At 48.6% G+C, this 17,687-nt stretch carries 14 protein-coding genes; all 14 read right to left on the minus strand.

All coding sequences use genetic code 11. From position 1 onward, the window contains the following. Positions 1 to 261 (minus strand): KH domain-containing protein, encoded by a 261-nt coding sequence (locus ACP4IT_RS00790; protein ID WP_011667667.1) that lies wholly within the window; start codon positions 259 to 261, stop codon positions 1 to 3. A 9-nt stretch (positions 262 to 270) separates the two neighbouring features. Then, a complete protein-coding gene (gene rpsP / locus ACP4IT_RS00795) occupies positions 271 to 546 on the minus strand; it encodes a 30S ribosomal protein S16 (RefSeq protein WP_011667668.1) in 276 nt (91 codons plus the stop codon). An 87-nt stretch (positions 547 to 633) separates the two neighbouring features. Next, the gene (locus ACP4IT_RS00800) at positions 634 to 927 is read right to left on the minus strand and encodes a hypothetical protein (RefSeq protein WP_011667669.1); all 294 of its coding nucleotides are present in this window, start codon (positions 925 to 927) and stop codon (positions 634 to 636) included. Continuing rightward, positions 924 to 2,237: a vWA domain-containing protein gene (locus tag ACP4IT_RS00805; RefSeq protein ID WP_015473655.1), complete on the minus strand. Its 1,314-nt coding sequence runs from the start codon at positions 2,235 to 2,237 to the stop codon at positions 924 to 926. The genes ACP4IT_RS00800 and ACP4IT_RS00805 overlap by 4 nt, the downstream gene beginning before the upstream one ends. A gap of 2 nt (positions 2,238 to 2,239) precedes the next feature. After that, positions 2,240 to 3,412, minus strand: a complete 1,173-nt coding sequence (locus ACP4IT_RS00810) for an ATP-binding protein (RefSeq protein WP_015473654.1) — start codon at positions 3,410 to 3,412, stop codon at positions 2,240 to 2,242. A 150-nt stretch (positions 3,413 to 3,562) separates the two neighbouring features. Continuing rightward, the gene (locus ACP4IT_RS00815) at positions 3,563 to 6,211 is read right to left on the minus strand and encodes a cation-translocating P-type ATPase (RefSeq protein WP_011667672.1); all 2,649 of its coding nucleotides are present in this window, start codon (positions 6,209 to 6,211) and stop codon (positions 3,563 to 3,565) included. Positions 6,212 to 6,442: 231 nt separating this feature from the next. Continuing rightward, positions 6,443 to 7,891 carry a signal recognition particle protein gene (ffh, locus tag ACP4IT_RS00820; RefSeq protein WP_041815309.1) on the minus strand — a complete coding sequence of 483 codons (1,449 nt, stop codon included), beginning with the start codon at positions 7,889 to 7,891 and terminating at the stop codon, positions 6,443 to 6,445. A gap of 19 nt (positions 7,892 to 7,910) precedes the next feature. Further along, entirely contained in the window at positions 7,911 to 8,252 is a 342-nt protein-coding gene (locus ACP4IT_RS00825; protein ID WP_011667673.1) for a putative DNA-binding protein, read from the minus strand. A 173-nt stretch (positions 8,253 to 8,425) separates the two neighbouring features. Further along, positions 8,426 to 9,880 carry a signal recognition particle-docking protein FtsY gene (gene ftsY / locus ACP4IT_RS00830; protein WP_156646556.1) on the minus strand — a complete coding sequence of 485 codons (1,455 nt, stop codon included), beginning with the start codon at positions 9,878 to 9,880 and terminating at the stop codon, positions 8,426 to 8,428. A gap of 5 nt (positions 9,881 to 9,885) precedes the next feature. Next, positions 9,886 to 13,437: a chromosome segregation protein SMC gene (gene smc, locus ACP4IT_RS00835; protein ID WP_024855052.1), complete on the minus strand. Its 3,552-nt coding sequence runs from the start codon at positions 13,435 to 13,437 to the stop codon at positions 9,886 to 9,888. 13 nt (positions 13,438 to 13,450) lie between these two features. Next, the gene (gene rnc / locus ACP4IT_RS00840; RefSeq protein WP_011667676.1) at positions 13,451 to 14,140 is read right to left on the minus strand and encodes a ribonuclease III; all 690 of its coding nucleotides are present in this window, start codon (positions 14,138 to 14,140) and stop codon (positions 13,451 to 13,453) included. Positions 14,141 to 14,216: 76 nt separating this feature from the next. Next, positions 14,217 to 14,468: an acyl carrier protein gene (gene acpP, locus ACP4IT_RS00845; protein WP_011667677.1), complete on the minus strand. Its 252-nt coding sequence runs from the start codon at positions 14,466 to 14,468 to the stop codon at positions 14,217 to 14,219. An 87-nt stretch (positions 14,469 to 14,555) separates the two neighbouring features. Next, entirely contained in the window at positions 14,556 to 15,593 is a 1,038-nt protein-coding gene (plsX, locus tag ACP4IT_RS00850; RefSeq protein WP_015473648.1) for a phosphate acyltransferase PlsX, read from the minus strand. A gap of 12 nt (positions 15,594 to 15,605) precedes the next feature. After that, positions 15,606 to 17,639 carry an ATP-dependent DNA helicase RecG gene (gene recG, locus ACP4IT_RS00855; RefSeq protein WP_426855146.1) on the minus strand — a complete coding sequence of 678 codons (2,034 nt, stop codon included), beginning with the start codon at positions 17,637 to 17,639 and terminating at the stop codon, positions 15,606 to 15,608. Positions 17,640 to 17,687: the final 48 nt, after the last annotated feature.

Below are 17,687 nucleotides of genomic sequence, written 5' to 3' on the forward strand. Positions count from 1 at the left end.
TCACTCGAGAGTCTTTGCTGGGCGATCATCAATGATGAGTCGTACCCGTTTATTGCCTTGGACCCGCACGCTATAGACGATCGTACGAATCGCCTGTGCGACGCGGCCCTGTTTACCGATCACCCGTCCGATATCATCAGGGTTTACGGCCAACCGATATTCGTAGAACCGTTCCGTCTCAACTGGTGTAATCACCAGATCTTCCGGATGTTCAACAAGTGGGCTAACAATTGCGAGAATTAATCCCTTAAAATCGGTCATGGCTAATCACTACTTTTTAGTGTACTTAGCTTCATGGTATTGCTTCATGATCCCGGCGTTTGAAAGCAAGGTCTTAACCGTATCTGAAGGTTGAGCACCATTGTTCAACCAGTTCAAGATACTTTCTTCCTTCAACGTCACTTGGGCTGGTTCCGTAACTGGGTTGTAAGTCCCAACTTGTTCGATGAAGCGGCCGTCACGAGGGCTTCGTGAATCGGCAACTACGACCCGGTAAAATGGGCGCTTCTTTGAACCCATCCGCTTAAGACGAATCTTTACTGACATGTAGACACCTCCTGTATTTCTTTCAACGTGTAATAATATACCAGTTTCTTGATATGATGTAAAGAGGTTTTTCTTTACACCTTGAAATTATTCGCAATTTTGTTGCAACCAGGCAATATCATCTGCTGTTAATGAGGGCCGATTAGCCGCAATCCATTGCTGAACAGCCGCATAATTCGTAAAATCGGGACCCATTTGACTAACCCCGGCTAGTTGCAAATCGCGAGCAAACTTTAAATCTGCTACCGTCATCGGGGCTTGAAAGAGTGGATTCTCTGCGGCTTGAGCCGCCCACTCATCATTCAAAATTGCTTGGGCATTGCGATATGCCGGCGTTTGCTGAATCAACGCCCGTAATTCTGTTGCGGTTAAGTAACTCATGACAACCTCCTAAGTGCTTGCCATTGCGGATCATTTGCCAAACTAATGCAGCTTCCCGGCGCTTCTTTAACCGAAAACGCGGTAATCGGACTGGTTAGTAACCAGACTATCGCCGCCGGTAGGGTTGGTTGCACCCGCCTTTCCCCATAACCATCCGTTAAAATAATAACTAAGCTACCGGCCTGACCAGCTAGGACCCGGGGTAAGGCGTCAAAAACCGCTTGGAATCGGGTACCACCACCCCCAGTCCGTCTTAAATCCTGGGGATGCCGTTCCAGTTGGAACCGTTGATCTTCATGAACTTGCGTATCAAACGGATACACAGTAACTTGGGTTGGATACACGGTCAATAAGGCCGCGAGTTGTCCCAATAGATAGCGCACTTCGTTATTCCCCATAGAACCAGATTCATCAACAAAAACCGCAATTTTCTGCCACGTTTGGACAATGCTCCCGGGCAGTTCCATTCGTGCGGGTTGCCGCCGATTAAAGCGACCATATGCTGCTTGTCGTCCCGCTGGAACCTGTCCCAGCCCCCGCTGAATTAACGCCCGCCAATCTAGCGGCCGCGTTGCCACAAGTGGCGTGAGTGCCGCCTGAATTGCTCCTGGTAACGTTCCGCGTTGTTTATCGCTCATGGCTGCTACCACCGTAGTGAAGAGCTGAGAGCGCCACTGTTCACGGTTAGCAGCTGTCTCTGGGTCAGCCAGTTGCCAGGTGGCATGACCATCCACTGGCAACTGGCCAGTATTTGTCATCGGTCCAGCCTGTGACAATCGTCGCGCCTGCTGTTCAGGGGTGGCCTGCCATTTTTGCAAGAGCCGCCAATAAACGGCTGAGTCCTGCCAAGGTGATACCCGCTGCTTCAATACCGTCGCAATCTGACGACTTGTCAGGGCTTCTTCGGGTAAATCCGTTAAATAATCGTTAATCGCCGCATCTGTCGCCCAGCGAACCAGTGCCGCTTGCTTAGGCGTTTGCAAAGCCGTAGCATAACGTTGCGGATGATCCCATAGCAGATGTAAAACCGTATGCCGTAACATCGCCAACCAGTTAGCCCCTGTCCAGGTGGTCGCTTGTAAGGCAGCTGGATTAACCGCTAACTGCCATTCATCAGCAACTGGCCGTAACTGTAGCGGAGCCCGATCGTCAGTGATAGTTAAAGTCAGTTGGCTCAAAACGCGCCCATAAAACGCATCATGTTGTAATAGCCACATCACGGCATCCTGATATAAAATGCGTGTCTGCTTAACCCGAACAGTGTCGCTCGCCGTTTTGACCCGGTGAAGATCTTGCGTCAAGCTTACCATGGCTACACCTCGATTTGGCTACCACGTTGTCCGATGTTCGTCAGTAACTGATACAGTGTGGCAACTCCCGGCTGGTTCGTAGCAGCTGACAAGTGTTCAAAAACATCTGGTTGCGCGGCCAACTCACGGGCAATCGCAAACTGACCATCAGCTGGACAAACAGCTAATAACTCACTGAATCGCTGGGCATTGGCATCAGTTGTCAGGGGCCAATCTGAATCCGTCGCGCATTGCCGGAGCACCCGCTGTTGTTGAGCCGCCGGTAACCCGGTTAGCGTCGTGACCGCATCTGCTTGCGTGAACGCCTGAGTGACTGTCAGACCCGGGCGACGCTGCGCCAAATAACTCGCGAACGTCGTCCCAACGGCCATGCCTAAATTTCCCTGCATAATAGCGGCCGTAATCGCGGCATTTTGCAATAATTCCTGACGTTGCAACTCAGTAATTGCTCGGGAGACCCGCTCCCACGCTCGCGGCGTTGGCTGCAAGTCATCGTCGCTCAGACCATCAGTGCCCACAACGTGCAAATCTTGGGGATGCTCGCTTAAATAATCCGTCACTAGCCCATTAATCCGGGGATGACCATCAACAGTGGCTGTCGCCCACGACAGCCACGAACGAATACCTGCTTCTAAAACCAGTCGTGTTGTCCGATCAGCAATTGCGGCGTCCCCCGGGGTTACCCCGTAATGACTACGGGAAAACCCCGCCATCGTCGCGTCTGGATTCTCTGCCAACACCAAGTGAACTTGCGCTGGTAACTTCAGCGTATTAATTTGACGTTGTAATACCAAGTTCATTAATTCGCTTTGGACCGCTTGACTGCCCCGATTAAACTCATCTAAGAACCAAATAATTTCCTGATCTGGATGCGCTTCAGCATACCGGATCATGGCAACTAGCGTATGCGAGTAGCCAAACTGCACATCCGCTAGCGAACCGTAGGCCTCCGTTTGAATAAAGGAATCCGCGGTTAATGGCGGCACGGGAATAACTAAATCCCCCTTTTCAACCAAACTGACAACGGTGGTGAATAATTTAGCGTGACGTTGCACAGCTAATTCCGCAACTAACGCCGATTTACCAATTCCTGCTTCACCAACAATAGTGGGCACAGCGCCACTTGCCAATACCACCTGGGTGGCTTCTAAACAAGCCTGATATGTTAACGCCATCTAATCCCTCCAATTTCACATTACTTTAAACAAAACAGCGCCCAGCTCAGTCGCTGCTACTCACTAAATTGTGAGACGGCAATGATCGAGCAAGGCGCTGCAACTTTCAGTTAATCTTTTATACCAACACGCCTCATGATAAACTTGACGCTATTTTACCACGCGACGCTGGAAAAACTTAACGATTTCCACAATGACAATCATCATGAAGGAAGCCAACAAGACAATTCCCCATTGATAAGCATCTAAGTGAGCAACGTGGAACAGGTCATTTAGGCCCGGTACCAAGATCGTCATCGCTAACAGTGCAAAGGCGATCAGAATTGCCCAATTAAAGAATCGGTTTTTGAACAAGCCGACCGTAAAGATTGAGCCATGAATCGACTTTGAGTTAAAGGCGTGGAACAGTTGAATTAGCCCCAATGTGGCAAAGGCCATGGTTAACGCATCAGCGTGCGCCAAATCAGTAGCTGCGTGAACTGGATAGGTTAGCGCTAACCAGTAGACAAACAGCGTGATGCCACCCTCTAAGAGTCCCTGGTAGATAATGCCACCAAAGACACCACCAGAGAAGAAATTCGATTGACGCCCACGCGGTGGCTGTTTCATAATATTACGTTCCATGGGTTCAATTCCTAACGCAATGGCGGGCAATGTATCCGTCACCAAGTTAATCCAGAGAATGTGCACCGGGGCCAAAATCTGCCAGCCAAGCATCGTCATCATGAACAGGGTTAGGACTTCCCCAAGGTTGGCCGATAACAAGTATTGAATGGCTTTTTGAATGTTAGCAAAAACCTTCCGCCCTTCTTCAACCGCAACCACAATGGTTGAAAAATTATCGTCAGCTAACACCATGTCACTGGCACCCTTAGAGACTTCGGTCCCAGTAATCCCCATGCCAATCCCAATATCAGCAGCCTTCAAAGCTGGCGCATCATTGACACCGTCACCCGTCATAGCAACTACCTTGCCTTGCTTCTGCCAAGCATTGACGATGCGGACTTTATGCTCTGGTGCCACCCGCGCATAAACGGCATAATTCTTTACCTGTTTGGCAAAGGTATCATCGTCGAGTTCATCTAACTCAGCACCGGTGATAACCGCCTGTTGATCACCCGCGTCAATAATTCCCAGCCGCGCCGCAATTGCTGCGGCCGTATCTTTGTGATCACCCGTAATCATCAGCGGCCGAATCCCAGCCGACTTCGCATCAGCAACCGCTTGGGCGACCTCTGGCCGTTCAGGATCAATCATCCCGACCATTCCAGCTAGAGTCAACCCTTGCTCCACTGTTTCACTGGTCAAAGTTGTTGGGACAGCATCTACAAGGCGATACGCAAATGCCAATACCCGCAACGCCTGCGTCGCCAGTTCATGATTGGTGGTCAAAATGCGCTCTTTAATTTCAGCCGTAAAGGGCACAACGTCCGTTTCTGTTGCCACCTGTGTCACCCGTTTAAGCAATTCATCTGGCGCCCCTTTAACCGCAATGAGGAACTGACCATTAGCCAACGGATGAATCGTTGACATTAATTTTCGTTCCGAATCAAAGGGAATTTCTGCCACTCGGGGATGATCCGCCAGAACCTGTTCAACTGGATACTTTTGATCTAACTGATACTGAACTAGTGCTGTTTCAGTGGGATCACCGACCAGTCCATCGGCTGTCATTTTGGTATCATTACTCAAGATCATCGTTTGAGCCAATCGATCGTCCGTGCTAAAGGTTAACTGATGGGCATCTTGCAACTGCCCGAATTGATAGACCCGCTCCACCGTCATTTTATTTTGCGTCAATGTTCCAGTCTTATCAGACGCAATAATGTCGGTACTTCCTAAAGTCTCAACGGCTGGTAACTTACGAACAATGGCATGGCGCTTGGCCATCCGCTGGGTACCCAAGGCTAACGTAATCGTCACAATTGCCGGGAGGCCTTCTGGGATTGCGGCCACTGCCAAGGAAATTGCCGTAAGCAACATGTCAATCCAGGTTTCTGTTTGGCGCCACATACCCATCACGAAAACAATCGCGGCAATGACCAAAATCAGAATCGTTAGTGACTTCCCTAATTGTGTCAGATTTTCCTGTAACGGTGTGGTCGTTTCATCTGCAGCTTCGATCATCCCGGCAATCCGGCCAACTTCCGTCTGCATACCGGTCGCCACAACGACCCCCGTTGCCCGCCCGTATGTGACATTGCTGTTCATGAAGGCCATATTGGCCCGGTCACCAATCGCCAAGTCATCAGCAGTGAGAACGGCACTCGCCTTTTCCACCGGTACTGATTCACCGGTTAGCGCGGCCTCTTCCACCTTCAAGGTGGCCACATCCGTTAACCGCAAATCAGCTGGGACAATATCGCCGGCTTCTAGCAACACAATATCCCCGACAACCAATTCATCACTCTTAACCGTCATAACGGCACCATCTCGCCGGACCGTTGCATTTGGTGCCGACATCTCCTTTAGGGCATTAATGGCCTCTTCGGCTTTGGCCTCTTGAAAGACACCAAAAATTGCATTTAACACGACCACAATCAAGATGATCACGGCGTCCACGACTTCACCCGTCAAGCCCGCAATCAGAGCGGCGACCAATAGCACAATAATCATAAAATCCTTGAATTGGGCAATAAACTTTTGAACGAGCGTTGTCCGTCGTTGTTGATTCAACGCATTATGCCCATCGCGGGCTAAGCGTTCTTGTGCCTGAGCGGTACTTAGGCCAGCATCGGTCGTTTGTAAATCTTGAAAAAGCGTTGCGACAGTTTGTTGATAAAACGGTGGTTTAGCCATCGTCATTCCTCCTCAGAGTGTGCATCGATCCTTTTCTGTAAAAGAAAATGAGACCCATGCATGCACACAAATAATTGTGAACACACATAAGTCTCACTATTTAAGGCAATCCCGGATTGGCTTCTTGCTGACGGAATTGCCGCAGAAACGTTCTGCTAGTTACTCCCTTATGTTGCTGTAGGGACAGTATAGCGAAAAACAACTCACCTGTCCACTAAAACTCATTAGACGTTACTTGCGCTTCTTACGCTTCAATCGTTTCTTTTTGTTTTTCTTCATTTGCCGGCTCATCCGGTTCAAGGCCATCTTTTGCATCCGGCCACCGATACCGCCGCCACCCATGCCCGTGTTGCTCATGAGTTGTTCCATCCCGGACATATTGCCCTTGGACATCTGGTTCATCATTTTCTTCATTTGGTTAAACTGTTTAATCATCCGGTTAACCTCATGAATCGGTCGCCCAGCACCAGCTGCAATCCGCCGCCGCCGTGATGGATTCAGCAAATCAGGATTCGTCCGTTCAGCAGGCGTCATCGAATACACGACCGCCTTCAAATGATTCATGTCTTTGGGATCAACCTGAACATTCTTCATTGCTGGATTGTTAGCCATTCCTGGAATCATCTTCATCAGTTCATCCATTGGCCCCATCTTTTGAATCTGCTCCAGTTGGTCCAAAAAGTCATTGAAATCAAATGAATTTTCTTGAATCTTTTCCGTTAAGGCTTGGGCTTGCTTCTCATCGTATTCCTTTTGCGTCTTTTCAATCAGAGACAGCATATCGCCCATCCCTAAGATCCGTGACGCCATCCGGTCTGGATGGAAGACATCTAAGTCGGTCAGCTTTTCACCTTGCCCAATAAACTTAATGGGTTTACCCGTTACGGCTCGAATTGAAAGTGCCGCCCCACCACGGGTGTCACCGTCTAACTTGGTCAAAACAACCCCGGTCACATCAAGCTTATCATTAAAGCCTTCAGCCGTAGCTACCGCATTTTGCCCAGTCATGGCATCGACGGTCAGCAAGATTTCATCTGGATGCGCAAGATCTTTGATCTCAGCCAATTCGTTCATCAACTGTTCATCAATTTGCAACCGCCCAGCCGTATCAATAATGATGTAGTCATTATGATTATCCGCTGCTTGGGCGAGTCCCTGACGTACAATTTCAACTGGATTGACGTCCGTTCCCAATTCAAAAACCGGTACGTCAATACTACCAGCAACTTGAACCAATTGCTCAATGGCGGCTGGTCGATAAACGTCGGCCGCAATCATCAGTGGTCGCGCATTTTCGTCTTCTTTTAGCTTGCGTGCCAGCTTACCCGCTGTAGTCGTTTTACCGGCCCCTTGTAGCCCGACCATCATGATAATTGTCGGGATCTTAGCGGATTTATTCAGGGGAACGGCTTCTTCCCCCATCGTCTTGGTCAATTCTTCATCAACAATCTTCACGATTTGTTGTGCAGGATTCAGCCCTTCGAGCACATCAGCGCCCATGGCCCGGTCCCGAACTTGCTTGACGAAGTCCTTAACCACCGTAAAGTTAACATCGGCTTCCAGTAATGCCAGCCGAATCTCACGCATCGTTTCTCGCAGGTCACTTTCGGAGACTTTACCTTTCCCACGTAACTTACGCATTGCGTTTTGTAATCGTTCAGTTAGTCCTTCAAACGCCATTCGTTTTGCCACCTAACTTTCATTGTTCTTCTAGATTTTCAAGTCCCGCAACCAGCCGATTCAACCGACTATCATGCGGATAAGTCGTCGCAACGTAAGCCTGAATCTCATCAGCTTGCCGGTTACGAGCAGTAAATTCTTGGTAGAGGTGCAATTTTTCTTCGTAGTCTTCCAGAATTTTTTCCGTGCGCCGGAGGTTATCATAGACTGCCTGGCGGCTCACGTTGAATTCCTCCGCAATTTCGCCTAATGAATAATCATCACCATAATATAATTGCATATAATTATTCTGCTTAGCGGTTAATAGCGGCTGGTAGAACGCAAATAGGGAATTAATTCGATAATTTTTTTCGATTTCCATGCTGGGTCCTCCCACTTTAGTCACACTCTATTAGAGTACCGATTTTTAGCGGGTACGTCAATTTTTTTCACCGATTATTGGCTAACTCCTGTCAACTATTTGACCAATTATCGCTCACAGTTTAACCAAAAAAACGTACCAATCGCCAGCTAGGCAATTAGCACGTCTGCGCTTTATTTATTATCTAAAGCCTTCACATCAATCAACCCTTTAAATAACCCATAAACAAACTCGTTCGGGTCAAATGGCCGCAAGTCAGAAATCTGCTCACCTAAACCAATGAACTTGACTGGCACGTGTAACTCGTTACGAATGGCCAGAACAATTCCCCCCCGAGCCGTTCCATCAAGCTTGGTCAAGACAATCCCCGTTACTGCCGTGGACTCCTTAAACAGCTTAGCTTGTGTTAACGCGTTTTGACCCGTTGTGGCATCTAACACCAACAAGACCTCATGTGGGGCACTTGGAATTTCTCGCGTAATGATCCGCTTCATCTTTTCCAATTCATTCATCAAGTTGACCTTGTTTTGTAGCCGACCAGCCGTATCAACAAACAAAATGTCATAATCATCTTGCTTAGCCTTTTGAACAGCATCAAAAACAACCGCTGCGGGATCTGACTGTGGCTTTCCCGTCACAATATCAACATCCGCGCGTTTAGCCCACACATCAAGTTGTTCAGTTGCACCAGCTCTAAACGTATCCGCCGCCGCCAGTAAGACTTTCTTGCCCGCCTGATGATAACGATTAGCCATTTTGCCGATGGTGGTCGTCTTCCCCACGCCATTGACCCCAACGAATAGGATCACCGTTGGCCCGGTTTCTGCCATATTGATAGCCGTAGTTTCATGATTACCGGCTGCCTCATAAATCTCCACCAGCTTTTCAACCACTACGTTTTGAACATCCTGTGACTTTTTCGCGTTTTGTAACTTAACCTCGTCACGCAACTCATCACTGAGTTTAACTGCCATATCAAACCCGACATCGGCTCCGATTAACGTCTCTTCCAAGTCATCAAAGAAACTCTCGTCAACGTGCCGGAAATTAGCCAATAAGGCATTCAGTCGTTGGCCAAAAGTCGTCCGGGTTTTTTCCAACCCTTTGTCATAAAGTTGCTCATCACTTGCTTCTGGTGCCGAGGCGTCAGTTGTCGAAGACTCTTCGACGGTTGTTGCAGGCGTCTCTACCTCAGCAGATGCTGATGAGGCTGGCGGTGTTGACTGTAGCACTTCGGTTGGCGTATCAACTGTCGCTGCTGCGCTAGTTGCCGATGCCACACTATCTAAGACATCAGCTGTTACTGATGCCGAATCTGCACGAGACGTTTCGCTCGTTTCAGTTTCAACCGCTGCATCGCTAGTAGCGGTCGCTGCCAGTGATGCATTAGTATCTGCTGAATCGCTGTTAGCAACCGGTACTGAACCAGCTACTGTTGATTCAGCAACCTCGCTGGTTTCTGCTGCGGCAGATGCTTCACTAGCAACTGACGTAGCGTTATCAGCTGCCGATTCGCTCGCTTCACTGGCGGCAGTAGACGTTGTTGCGGTCGACTCAACTGGTGTTTCTTCCGCTTGGCTAGCTGGTGTTTCTTTCGCTCGCCGCCGGAAAATATCAAATAATCCCATACGATTTACTTCCCTTCTGTACGCGTTTCTTCGTGATCAAGATCCACAGCGACCATTTTAGAGACGCCGGATTCTTGCATCGTTACCCCATAAAGAATATCCGCTTGAACCATCGTTTCTTTTCGATGCGTGATGACAATGAATTGCGTTTGATCTTGGAACTGATGAATATACCGGGCAAAACGCGTCACGTTAGCCGGATCCAACGCTGCCTCAACCTCATCTAAAATGCAAAACGGTACTGGTTGAACTTGCAAGATTGCAAACAACAAGGTGATAGCCGTCAACGCCCGTTCACCCCCAGAGAGAAGTCCCATATTCTGGAACTTCTTTCCAGGCGGCTGCGCCATAATATCAATGCCCGTCGTCAATAGATCATCCGGATTGGTCAATACCAATTCAGCCGTCCCGCCGCCAAACATATGCCGAAAGGTAGCCGTAAATTTCGCGGCAATTTGATCAAAGCTAGCCTTAAAGCGAGTTTTGACTTGACCATCCAGTTCGGTCATGGTCGTCATTAATTGCGCCTTGGCGGTCAATAAATCATCCCGTTGCTGTGTCAAAAAGTCATAGCGTTCCTTAACTTCTCGATACTCGTCAATCGCATTAAGATTAACTGTCCCGATTTCATCCAATCCGCGCTTTAATAGTTTTAACTGTACCGCTAAGTCATCAGCTGGCAGATCACTGATATCTTTTTCAGCAGCGGCTAAACTCAATTGATATTTTTCTGACAACTGATTTTGCTGCTGATCAATCAGTGCCGCTAACTGAGTTTGACTGACTTGAGCCTGTTGCAGCTCATCATTAGCTAATTGTAGCAAGCCGCTCGTACGCTGATTAGCTGTTTCTGCGGCTGCTAGATCGTCATTGACCGTTGTTAGCTGCTCATTGGTTGTGGCAAGTTTCTGTTCGATTGTTTGCCGATCAGCTTGGGCCTGAGCCAACTGCGCCTGGGCATCAGCGGGCGTTAACGCCTGCTGACGGTCAAGCTCTGCCAGCTTAGTTGTGGCAGTTGCTTGATCCGTTTGCGCCGCAGCTATATCTGCTTGCAATTGCTTAACCGTTGCCCGCTGTTGTTGCTGACGCTCTTTAGCTCCTGCCAACCAAGTCTGTTTGGCCGTCAGCTCACTTTGCTGTTGGGCCTGAGCGGTCGTTACTTGCTTAATCTTAGCTTGAAGTGTCTTAACCGCTGCCTCAGTTTCAGTGATTTGGGCTTCACCTTGAACAATTTGTTCTGCCAATTGATCCGCTTGTTCATCGGTTTCACCCGCATGGGCCTGTTGGATTTCCAACTCAGCCGCCTTAACGCGCCGGTTAGCTTGCTCCAACGTTGTTTGGGCGTTAGCCAACTGATCGTCTAACTGCCGACACTGCGGTTGAAGCTCATTGATCGTTGCTTGAAGCGCTTGACTACGCTGTTCACTGGCCTGTAAGGCTGCACGTTGGGCCTTAATCTTAGTCTCTTGGTCCGTCAACTGTTGCTGCATCGTAGCAATAGACGCCTGTAATTGCTGTAACTCTTGTTGTTGCCGTAACACACTGCTATGGCTTTGTTTGGACTGACCACCCGTGATTGCACCGCTTGCACTAACCACGTCCCCGGCCAAGCTCACCACTCGATACCGATGATGAATCCGCTGGCTAATGGCGACAGCTGTATCTAAATTAGCCGCAAAAATCGTTGTTCCTAACAGATACTGGAGAATCACTTGGGCTTGGTCATTGATGGTCAAAAGCTCACTACCAACCCCCAAATAGCCCGTCATACTGTGCAACAGCTGCAGCGTTTGTCGGTCAATCTGGCGGCCCCGAACGGTACTTAAAGGTAAAAAGGTGGCCCGACCGGCTCGGTGATCCCGCAGATACCCGACCGCCGCCTTCGCGGTCGTTTCATCGTCAACGACAACTTGTTGGAGCTGACCACCCAAAGCATACTCAACGGCTGTGGTATAACGTTGGGGGACGTCAAGTAATTCAGATACCGCTCCCAGTAACCCACGAAAATGTTGCCGTTGCTTTAAAATAGCCCGAACCCCTTGATAAAAACCGCCATATTCAGCCGATGAAGCTTGTTGATTAGCCACTTTCGTTTGCGCTCGCTGATAGACTTCTAATGCGGCCTGCCAGTTGTGCTGCAATGCTTGGTATTGTTTTTGGTGTTGCTGATACTGACCCGCTTCTGCATCTAATGCCTGCTCCGCTTCGTTCAACTGAGCTTTATGAGCCGTCGCTTTAGCCTGAATCTCAGTGACCGCTGTCTGCGCGGATTGGGCCGTTGCTTGTAATTGCGTCAACTGTTGAGCGACCCGCTGCCCTTGTTGCTGTAATCGCTGCTGATCCTGTTGACGATATTGCCGTTGATTGCGCCAATTGGCCACTTGCTGTTTCTGGTCAAAATAAGCGGTCCGCTGGTCTTCCAACTGTTGACGCAAATCAGTGACCACTTGAGGATCCGTTGCCGCTGTTAGCTGGCGAATCGCACCTTGGGCATCCTTCATTGTAGTCGCAAGCTGGTCAGATTCAGCCTGGACTGCTGCCAAATTGGTCTGGTTAGTTGTCAACTGCTGGGATAGCATCGTAAGCTGTGCTTGTAACTGCTGTCGCTGTTCATCTTGGTGCCGTTGTTGCTCACCCGATAAGTTAACTTGTCCCTGACTGTGCGCCACTTGCTGTGTCGCCGTAACCAATTTTTCTTGTAAAGCATCCTTTTGGGCCAATAGCTCAGTTTGTTGCTGCTTTAACGCTTGCACCGTTGCTGCTTGCTCTTGTGCTGCCGCCTGATGCGCTGCTACCTGCGTCTGTTTGGCAACAACTTGCGTGTCGGCCGTTTGCTTCTGCGCCATTTCCGTATGCAATTGCCGCACTAACTGTGTTCGATCAAGCAACGCAAATTTTTGCTGTTGATCCAGGTAATCTTGGGCCAGGTTACTCTGTTCTTCTAGGGGTTCAACGCGCCCTTCCAGTTCAGCAATAATGTCTTCGACCCGGTGTAGATAGGCCATGGTGTCGTCTAACTCGCGTTGCGCTTTTTCCTTATGTTTGCGGTACTTGTAGACTCCCGCAACCTCTTCAATAATATTTCGCCGATCTTCAGGCTTGCTGTTGAAAATGGCCTCAACGCGCCCTTGTGAAATAATTGAAAACGAGTCTTGTCCCATACCAGAATCCATCAATAGCTCGGTAATATCCTTTAACCGGCAACTCTGACCGTTTAATTGATATTCTGAGTCACCCGATCGATATAATAGTCGGCTGATGGTTAACTCTGTATAGTCGCTCTTTAAATAATGATCGCTATTGTCCAAGGTAATTGACACCGCCGCACGATTTAACGGGTGGCGATCTGCCGATCCAGCAAAAATCACGTCTGGCATTTTACTTCCCCGCAAGCTTTTGGCGGACTGCTCCCCCAACACCCAGCGAACGGCCTCGGAAATGTTACTCTTCCCACTACCGTTAGGGCCGACGATGCCAGTCATTCCGGGCAAGAAGTCAATTCGAGTTTTATCCGCGAAGGATTTAAACCCACTAATTTCTAATGTCTTTAACCGCATCGTTTGTTCATCCTTACTTCAAGTTCTCTAACGCATGTCGCGCCGCATTTTGTTCCGCATGTTTCTTAGAATGGCCATGCCCCTCGCCTAACAGCTTGTCATCCACGTAAACCGCTACCTTAAAGGCCCGATCATTATCAGGGCCTTCCTCATCCAATAAGCGATAGTCAATATCAACTGGTCCATTTTTTTGAACCAATTCTTGGAGCTCCGTTTTATGATCAAAGAACTCATCAAATCGGCCCTCATCCAACTTAGGAAAAACCACCGTTGTCACAAATTCAACAACTTTATCCAAGCCCTGATCCATGTATAGGGCCCCGATAAATGATTCAAAAATATCGCATAACAGCGAGTCACGTTGCCGGGCTTGCGCCTTTTCCTCACCACGACCTAACCGAATATACTGATCGAAGTGACACTCACGAGCAAAACTGGCAAAACTTTGTTCGTTAACCATCGCTGCCCGTAGTCGGGTCAACCGACCTTGAGGCATAGCCGGGTAACGGCGGAAAATATAATTAGAAACAACTAACTGCATCACTGCATCCCCTAAGAACTCAATCCGTTCATAGAACTTTAAGCCCTGGTGGGGATGTTCATTCACATAAGACGCTTGGGTAAACGCCTCGTCAAGTAATGATTGATCCTTAAAATGAATATCGAACCGATCCTTTAATTCCTGATTTAATCCAGCAATCACGTCTGATCCCTCATTTCTGTATACTTAGATTGAAAAAGCCCGGGACGACAGGTTGCGGCCCGGACTCGCTCAATGTTTACTTGTCACCTGGCTGATGTGCATTGATATAATCAACCACTTCACCAATTGTGTTTAACTTTTCAGCGTCTTCATCCGAAATTTCTGCGCTGAATGTATCTTCCAATTCCAAAACAAACTCAACAAAATCAATTGAATCAGCATCCAGATCTTGTTTGAAGTTCAATTGATCATTGATAGCGTCTCTGTCGACTTCAAATCGGTCGGCAATAATATCCGCAATTTTATCAAAAATTTCTGCTTTAGTCATTCTTATCCCTCACTCACAGTATTCAATAAGTAGTCTAACCGTTTTAGGCCACCATGTCTAGCGTTTCAACGAAAACCTCCCCGTCAATTAGGCCTTTAGGTTCTCCTTCAAAGCCGCCATTTCATCACTATGTTCGGCAAAATAAGTCCCTAACTGATCAGCACTGTGACTCGCCAGCAATTCCTGAATCTGGCCAATCGTATTCTTAACAGTTTCCGCTTTGGTGGAACCGTGAGTTTTGACAACTGGTGCTTTTAATCCTAATAAAACAGCGCCGCCATACTGTGAATAGTCCATCGCACTTCGCACCTGACGGAAGACGGGCTTCAACATGCTGGCCCCAATCTTACCGCCTAGGCCGCCGCTCATAATCTCGCCTTTAATTAGCTTTAACATGGATAAGGCTGTGCCTTCAACTGCTTTTAGCGTCGCATTTCCGGTAAAACCATCCGTTACTACCACATCAGCAGCTCCATTTAACAATTCACGTGACTCGACGTTACCCACGAAATTGATTTCCGCCATGTCAGCCAAGGCATCATGAATCGCACGGTGAGCCATATCACCCTTATCGGCTTCCGTCCCATTATTTAATAAACCGATCCGCGGGTTGTCAACGTGCATGACTGACTGCGCGTAATACTGGCCCATGATCGCGTATTGCACGACATTAAATGGCTTCGTGTCCGCATTAGCACCGACATCGAGCATAACAAAACTAGATTGATCCGGCCGTTGTAAAACTGGTAGCGTCGTCGTCAACCCCGGTCGTTCAATTCCTTTGATCCGCCCAATGATTAACAACCCGGCTGCTAGCACTGCCCCTGTATTACCGGCAGAGAAAAACGCATCTGCTTGGCCCTCACGAACCGCCGTTGCAGCTAACACAATACTTGATTGCTTTTTTCGTCGAACTGCACGTACCGGTTCATCTTCCATGGCAATCACTTCAGGAGTATCAACGAGTTCAATCCGCGTTGTATTCTGTAACAGCGGTTGCACCTTTGCCGTTTGCCCATACAATAAAAATTCCAAATCTGGATAAGCATCGCGTGCTAATTCAATCCCTTTGACAATTTCATCAGGGGCGTAGTCGCCACCCATTGCGTCTACTGCAATCTTCATTTTCCGTCTCCTTTAATCCATCGTTGTTGTCTGGTGCGCTGTCGTGCTCAAGAAGGCTGCTAAAGCCAAATTCGCATCCTTTTCCGCCCAATTAGGGGCAGCCACGGTCTCTTTAGCTGCCTGTTGAGCCGCACTCAAGATATTAAGATCAGCCACTGGGTCACCGACCTTAAAATCCGGTACACCAGATTGCTTTCTTCCCAGAATATCACCTGGGCCTCGTAACTCCAAATCTTTTTGCGATAAAACAAAACCATCATTGGTACTGGTCATCGTGGTCATCCGTTCAATCGCCAACTGATTCTTCGGATCAGCAATCAAAATACAGGCAGAGGCCCGAGTGCCTCGACCAACCCGTCCTCGTAATTGGTGAAGCTGAGCGAGTCCAAAATGATCGGCATCATAAATCATCATCAATGTGGCATTAGGAACATCCACGCCAACTTCAATGACAGTTGTCGCTACCAGCACTTGGAATTCATTAGCCTTAAAGGCGGCCATAATCGCATTTTTCTCATCATCTTTCATCCGACCATGTAAAAGACCCACTTTATAAGTCGGTTCAAATTCGGTTTTAAAGCGCTCATAAATTGCTTCGGCATTTTTCATATCGACCGCTTCGGACTCCTCAATCAGCGGTGTGACAACGTATGCCTGTGAACCCGTGCTCAATTCTGCCTTAACCTGACGCAACGTGGCATCAACTTGGTTACTTCGAATCCAGGTCGTCTTGATCGGCTGACGACCAGCCGGCAACTCATTAATGACTGACACATCCATCTCACCATAAGCTGTAATGGCCAAGGTTCGTGGAATAGGTGTCGCGGTCATTGCCAGCACATCGGGTTGCTGACCTTTCTCACGCAGCGCTTGACGCTGATTAACCCCAAAACGGTGTTGCTCATCAATCACGGCCAGTCCCAGCTGATGATACGTTACCTCCGGCTGGATTAACGCATGGGTCCCAATTAACAGGTCAACGCCGCCCTGAGCAATCTGTGGGAGTAGCGTTTTTCTAGCGGCCGCCTTTGTCGCCCCCGTTAACAGCGCCACATTAACGGGAAAGTCTGCAAACAATTTCGCTAAGTTGTTCGCATGTTGTTCTGCTAAAATTTCCGTTGGGGCCATCAGTGCAGCTTGAGCTCCCGCCGTAATGGCCGCATACATCGCAATTGCCGCAACGACCGTCTTACCACTCCCGACATCCCCCTGCAGCAACCGGTTCATATGAATCGGCCGCTTTAGATCAAAACAGATTTCGTTAACCACGCGTTTTTGCGCGGCTGTTAATTCATATGGCAATGACGCGATAAACGCTTTGAGCTTCGACAAATCATACGCCAAAGGTTGCCCGTGCAATGTGTGATCTTGCAACTTAACGATCTGTAACCGCAGTTCGAACAGATAGAACTCCTCAAACTTAGCCGTCCGTCGTGCTGCTTGCGCTGCCGTCTCGTCAGCTGGGAAATGCATGTCATGAATCATCTTGCACCGATGTAACAACCGGTAGTGTTCTCGTAAGGTTTCCGGTATTAAATCAACAATCACTGACGCATACTGCTCATACGCCTCGGCCACTAATTTTTTAACAGTTCCTTGGCGAATCTCCTTGTTGGCTGGGTAAATGGACCCCATCCCACTATCTGCGCTAGCCAAAATCTTCATCCCCACCAGACTTTGCCGTTTCGCATCAAACCGCCCATAAACGACAATTTCATTTCCCACTTCTAATTGATCTTTCAACCAAGGCTGGTTAAAAAACGTGACGGGCATCGCGGTATGTTCATCGACGAGTAGCCGAAAGTTCAACCGATTTTTCTTACGCCCGAAACGGGTGAGTACTGGTGCTCCGGCAACTGTCCCCTTTAACGTCACTTTCGCTTGGTCAGTCAACTCCGCCGGGTCTTTTGCCTGTAGGTCTTCATAACGGAAGGGAAAATAAGTCAACAGATCATTCATATTCTCAATTCCTAGACTTTGTAGTGCTTGAACCCGCTTGGGACCAACGCCTGCTAGCTGACTGACTGCATCACTTAAACTTGCCATCTTATCGTCTCCCTCCCGTCATAAAAAGCGAAAAAAGACTGGACAAGT

It is taken from the genome of Levilactobacillus sp. LN180102, assembly GCF_050106635.1.
Lineage (GTDB): Bacteria > Bacillota > Bacilli > Lactobacillales > Lactobacillaceae > Levilactobacillus > Levilactobacillus brevis.